4 protein-coding genes are annotated in these 4,280 nt (G+C 56.2%); all 4 read right to left on the bottom strand.

Annotation, left to right across the window (positions count from 1 at the left end; translation table 11 throughout):
* A partial coding sequence (locus SYN65AY6A5_RS13920) for a CSLREA domain-containing protein (protein WP_168174231.1) occupies window positions 1–623 on the bottom strand: 623 nt, incomplete at its 3' end.
* 376 nt (window positions 624–999) lie between these two features.
* A complete protein-coding gene (locus tag SYN65AY6A5_RS13915) occupies window positions 1,000–1,197 on the bottom strand; it encodes a DUF11 domain-containing protein (protein ID WP_099812995.1) in 198 nt (65 codons plus the stop codon).
* 498 nt (window positions 1,198–1,695) lie between these two features.
* Entirely contained in the window at window positions 1,696–2,277 is a 582-nt protein-coding gene (locus SYN65AY6A5_RS13785) for a hypothetical protein (protein WP_143597104.1), read from the bottom strand.
* Between the two features lie 403 nt (window positions 2,278–2,680).
* Complete coding sequence (locus SYN65AY6A5_RS01170) at window positions 2,681–3,757, bottom strand: hypothetical protein (protein WP_099883743.1); 1,077 nt, start codon at window positions 3,755–3,757, stop codon at window positions 2,681–2,683.
* Window positions 3,758–4,280: the final 523 nt, after the last annotated feature.

Genomic DNA, 4,280 nt, shown 5'->3' with positions numbered 1-4,280 from the left:
CCGTTGTAGATGCCGCCTCCCTCCTGGTCGGCACGGTTGTCGGAAATGCCCGCTGCGTCAATGGTTACTGTGCCCAGGTTGTAGATGCCGCCCCCGAAAGAAAAAGCCCCATTACTGGAGATCTGAACCTTGGAGACTGCAAGCTGACCGCCGACCCCCACAAAAACACCGCCACCGGCAGTATTTGGATCGTCTCCATCCGCACAGCCACTTTTGATCTCTACACCTTGTAGATTGAGCTTGCCTCCTCTGCTGACATGGAAAATGCGAAACTCGCCTTTGGCTGCCCTACCGTCTAGATCGCATGCTATCGAAGTATCCCGCTGGATCGTCGCCCCGTTGCCTTGAATGGTGATGGTGCTGGTAATGTCCAAATCGTCGTTGTCCGCTCCAGAGTCGGTTTGGTGTCCCGACCCATCGTCGTCTATCGACAAGGTATAGGTCCTCCCTGCCGACAGCACAATCGTGTCCGCACCTGGGCCCGCAAGACATTCATTCACTGCTGAATCGGTGTTTGCGGCTATCACGGCCTCCCGCAGAGAGCACTCCCCGTCTTTGTTGTCTATGGCATCCCTTGGGGTGGTGACGATGATCGTAGTCTGTGCCGGCGAAGGCAACTGCAAACCTGCCGCTGCCGCACAAGCCACCAGGGGCAATACGAACCTAGAACTGTATTTGCCCACACCTTGCCTCTCTGTCAATCAAGATGGCCTAGTAAGAGGATCCACACCTGCTCACCTGCGGCAACAAGCCATAGACAGGGAGAGGGGCTTGGCAATCGGCTAACCTCGAAGACCTCCTCTCCTTAAATCTACCGCTGGCTGCAGTGGATTTCCCATTCCACTCCCACTTCCCTTTCGCCAGCCGATAAGGCATGGCCTCACCTCGGGATGAGAGGCTGCTCCCGGTTGAGGGGCAAGGTGTGGAATGGGCTTCACCTAGGAACGGCGACCTCGAAGCGGACGACACCGGCTGAGCCAGAACTGCCTCCCCCCACGTTCACCACCACCACACCGTTGGGGTTGCTGATGCCCCCACAAGCAGGCGGCACGGCCCCACCCGGCGGAATGAAGGATCCCCTATCCCTGTGCTCACCGACAGGCTGCCCGGCACATACTGCAAGCCAGGCGCCAGGGGATCGCACACCACAAAGGTGGAAGCGGGCGAGTCCAGCAGGAAGTAGATGGCATACTGCACCCGCGCTCCTGGGCGCACCGGCAGGTTGATGGCCCCCTGCAGGAAGGTGGTGGCTCCGCCTGGCCAAGGGATCCCTGGGTTGTCGTTGGGGTCGGTGGGCTCGTCGAAGAATTCGGGGATAGGAGTTCCGTTGAGAGCGGTAATCCGCTTGACCAGTCGGATCCCTTCGCCTGGGGGAGGTGCTGGGCTGGGTGTGGGCGTCGGAGTGAGTGTGGGCGTCGGTGTCGGGGTGGGTGTGGGTGTTGGAGTCGGTGTGGGTGTCGGAGTGGGTGTGGGTGTCGGAGGAAGCTAGCTTGCTCTACCCCCAAGAGAACCATTAGCAGGGCTGTGGAAACAGTGCCCAAGCTGCGACTAAAAAAGCAAAGCAATCTTTCCAGTTGACCAGGACGAAATCAAGACGGTTTTGAGGTCAGCATTCAACACTTCTCGGCTCTCTCAGCGCGTTCTCTTGAAACACAAAATCAGCTCACATCAAACTTGACTAAAACGAGGCAGCCATCAGTTATCTACCCTCACCGAAACCGTGTTGCTAAAGAGCAACGAGCCCGATGCTGAACGAACCACAGCCCTGTTGGTAATGATGGTGGGAAGAGCGGGAGTTTCAGGAGCAGGCACAAATGGAGTCGGCGTAGGTGCCGGCGGTAGGGGTACGGGAATGCGGAGGCGGCAGGGCTGATCCGATTGATTACCTTCTGGGGCATAGCAAACGCGAATGAGATCTTCCACAAAGCGAAGCTGATTAAAACTAAGTTGATCCGCTTGTCGAATAATGTCCGTAATGATTTCCTCCAGGTCTCGGGCTGTTCTGGAAAGAGGTACGCTGACAAACAGAATATTCTCCAGATCCCTAACTTCGGGGGGAGCTAAGTTGGAGAAAGGTACTCTATCCCGCTCCCGCAGCAAGATGCGATAAAGGGCTTCACTCCAAGGGGAAACATCCACAGCTGCGCTGAAAATAAATCCCCGCAGGGGTGTAGGCTGGCCGGACTGACGCCCTTGGCCCAGGAGATTGGACTGAACCGATACCAATTTCCCCGGCGGTTGAATAATCGATCCGGAAAAGGGGATGGTGAACCGCAAGTTGCCCTCCAAGGCAGTGGTTGACAAGGCAGGCAACAAAATGTCCCCTCTTGAGCTTAGGTTGAACAACTCAACCTTATTGCCTCTTGAAAAGAGCGGCCCTCCCGAACAAAGGGCGGCTGTTGAGCCTGAAGGGCAAAGCTGAGCAAAGGGATCCACCACCAACCCCAAAATGGCAGAGGCAAAGGCGGAGCTGGGATCCCTTGGCGGCGACCCCACGGTCGAGGGGCTGCTGGAGGTACCACCACCGCAACCTTTCAGGAAAACCGTTAGGGAACCTGTAAGCACTGCCGCCAGGACAAGCGCAGCCGGTTGCCAAAATCTTCTGGGTATACCGAGTCGTCGAAACATTTGCTTATCGCCTCGCTCTCGATTAGGGATGTTGTCAGCCTGCGGAATGACTCTAGCGGGATCCCACCGTGAGAACAGCGTCGCTGAAGGGCGCCACAAAACGGCTGCCTTCTCTCTCAACTCTCAGCTCGCCACTGAGAAGATAAGAACCAGCAGATAGCGGAACATTGCTTTGCACCCTCATTTGCAGGCGGTGCTCCCCAATGGCAGCAGGGAATAAGTTGGCAAAGGGAGCTTCCAGCCCTTCAGAAAACCGTGCCAGCACAAAAGTCCCCTCAGTAGCTGCAGCCAGACGCTGTAACTCCAGAAGATTCAAATCGACCCCCAACCCAACCACATACACGGTGAGTTTTTGTCCTCGCTCTCTGGCCAAAGTTGTCAGCTCCTGAGTAGCTTGGTTGATGGAGCGGGTGCTTTCGTTGTCAATCCCATCGGTGAATACCACCAAGCGGCGGTTGAAACGCTCGGTGAGCCGAAAGTCGCTCAAGAAACGCCCGGCTTCTACCGTGGCATCGTAAAGGGCGGTGTTCCCTCCGGGAACAGCACGCAAAACGCCTCGTCTCAGCAGCTCTCTGTCGCCGGTGAAGTCCTGCAATAGCTGAGCTGTGCGCAGGGGCTGCCCCAGGGCTGTAACGCCAAAGCCTGCTCCCCGGTTGTCAAAGCGCAGAATGGCGCCCAGATCCAGGGGTGCAGGGCGAAATTGATCCAGGGGCCGAAAAACAGCCAGGAAGCGCCGAGATTGGGGATCCAAGACCAACAGGCTGCCTGAGCCATCCATCAGCACTGCCATGAGCAAAGGCCGCTGAGGCAGATCCGACGGGGGGTTCTCGATCCGGGTGGGTGTCAGGGTCAAGGCTACCGGCTGCGGGATCCCTAGCAAGTCGGTTACCTGGTTTACCTGCAGGCTGACCTGACTGGCAGAGAGCTGGGTTATTGGTTGGGGCGGATCCCCGCCTTGCAGGAGGGCGATGTTGAACTCCATTTCCCCTTGTGTGCCAGAAAAGGAGCGGGTCAGAGCCCCATTGAATGTCAGGCGAGCTTGGGATCCCAAAGAAGCAGGGTCGATCCCCGTGCTACTGGAAGAGCCACAGCCGGCTATAGAGATCCCTAGCAGGATCAGGGCAATCACCCAGCTAGTTTCTCGGTTTTCTGGTCTGTTAAGTCGCATTGTCAAGACCTGGCGGGAATTGACTGGAAGCACAGACAAGGTCGAGAGAAAAGGCAAAATCGCGATGTAACGCTACCATAGGGAGAGCCGAAAGAGTATTGTAGAAAGAAACACTTGCAAGTAAAAAAAAGATACTAAAAACTTGTCGATCCTCAGGCGATGGCTTTCAGAGGTGACAGTTTTTTTAAAATAAGCGTCCTTGTTTAACTTTGGCTTTAGAAGCATGGCCCGTGGGGTTGGGGAGCTTCAAGAGGCTTGCCGGCCAGCCTAGAAAAAGCTTGGCAGTCCAGTTTTGCCCCCATCTCCTCTCCCGAAGGCGGGCAGACGCCGCCTGAGGTGCATGGGAACCCGTCCACAGGTGTAAGCTCTAATAGGGATCCCTCTGGGTGAGGAGCATGACTCTAGTCAATGATATGCTGGACTATACTGAAAATAATGCCCAGTATGTTCAGTATGGCTGCTTGGTATGGCTAGGTATGTAAAA

Source organism: Synechococcus sp. 65AY6A5 (assembly GCF_002760415.1).
Taxonomy (GTDB): domain Bacteria; phylum Cyanobacteriota; class Cyanobacteriia; order Thermostichales; family Thermostichaceae; genus Thermostichus.
Note: the sequence above shows the minus strand (reverse complement) of the source record. Positions and strands in the feature narration are given on the sequence as shown.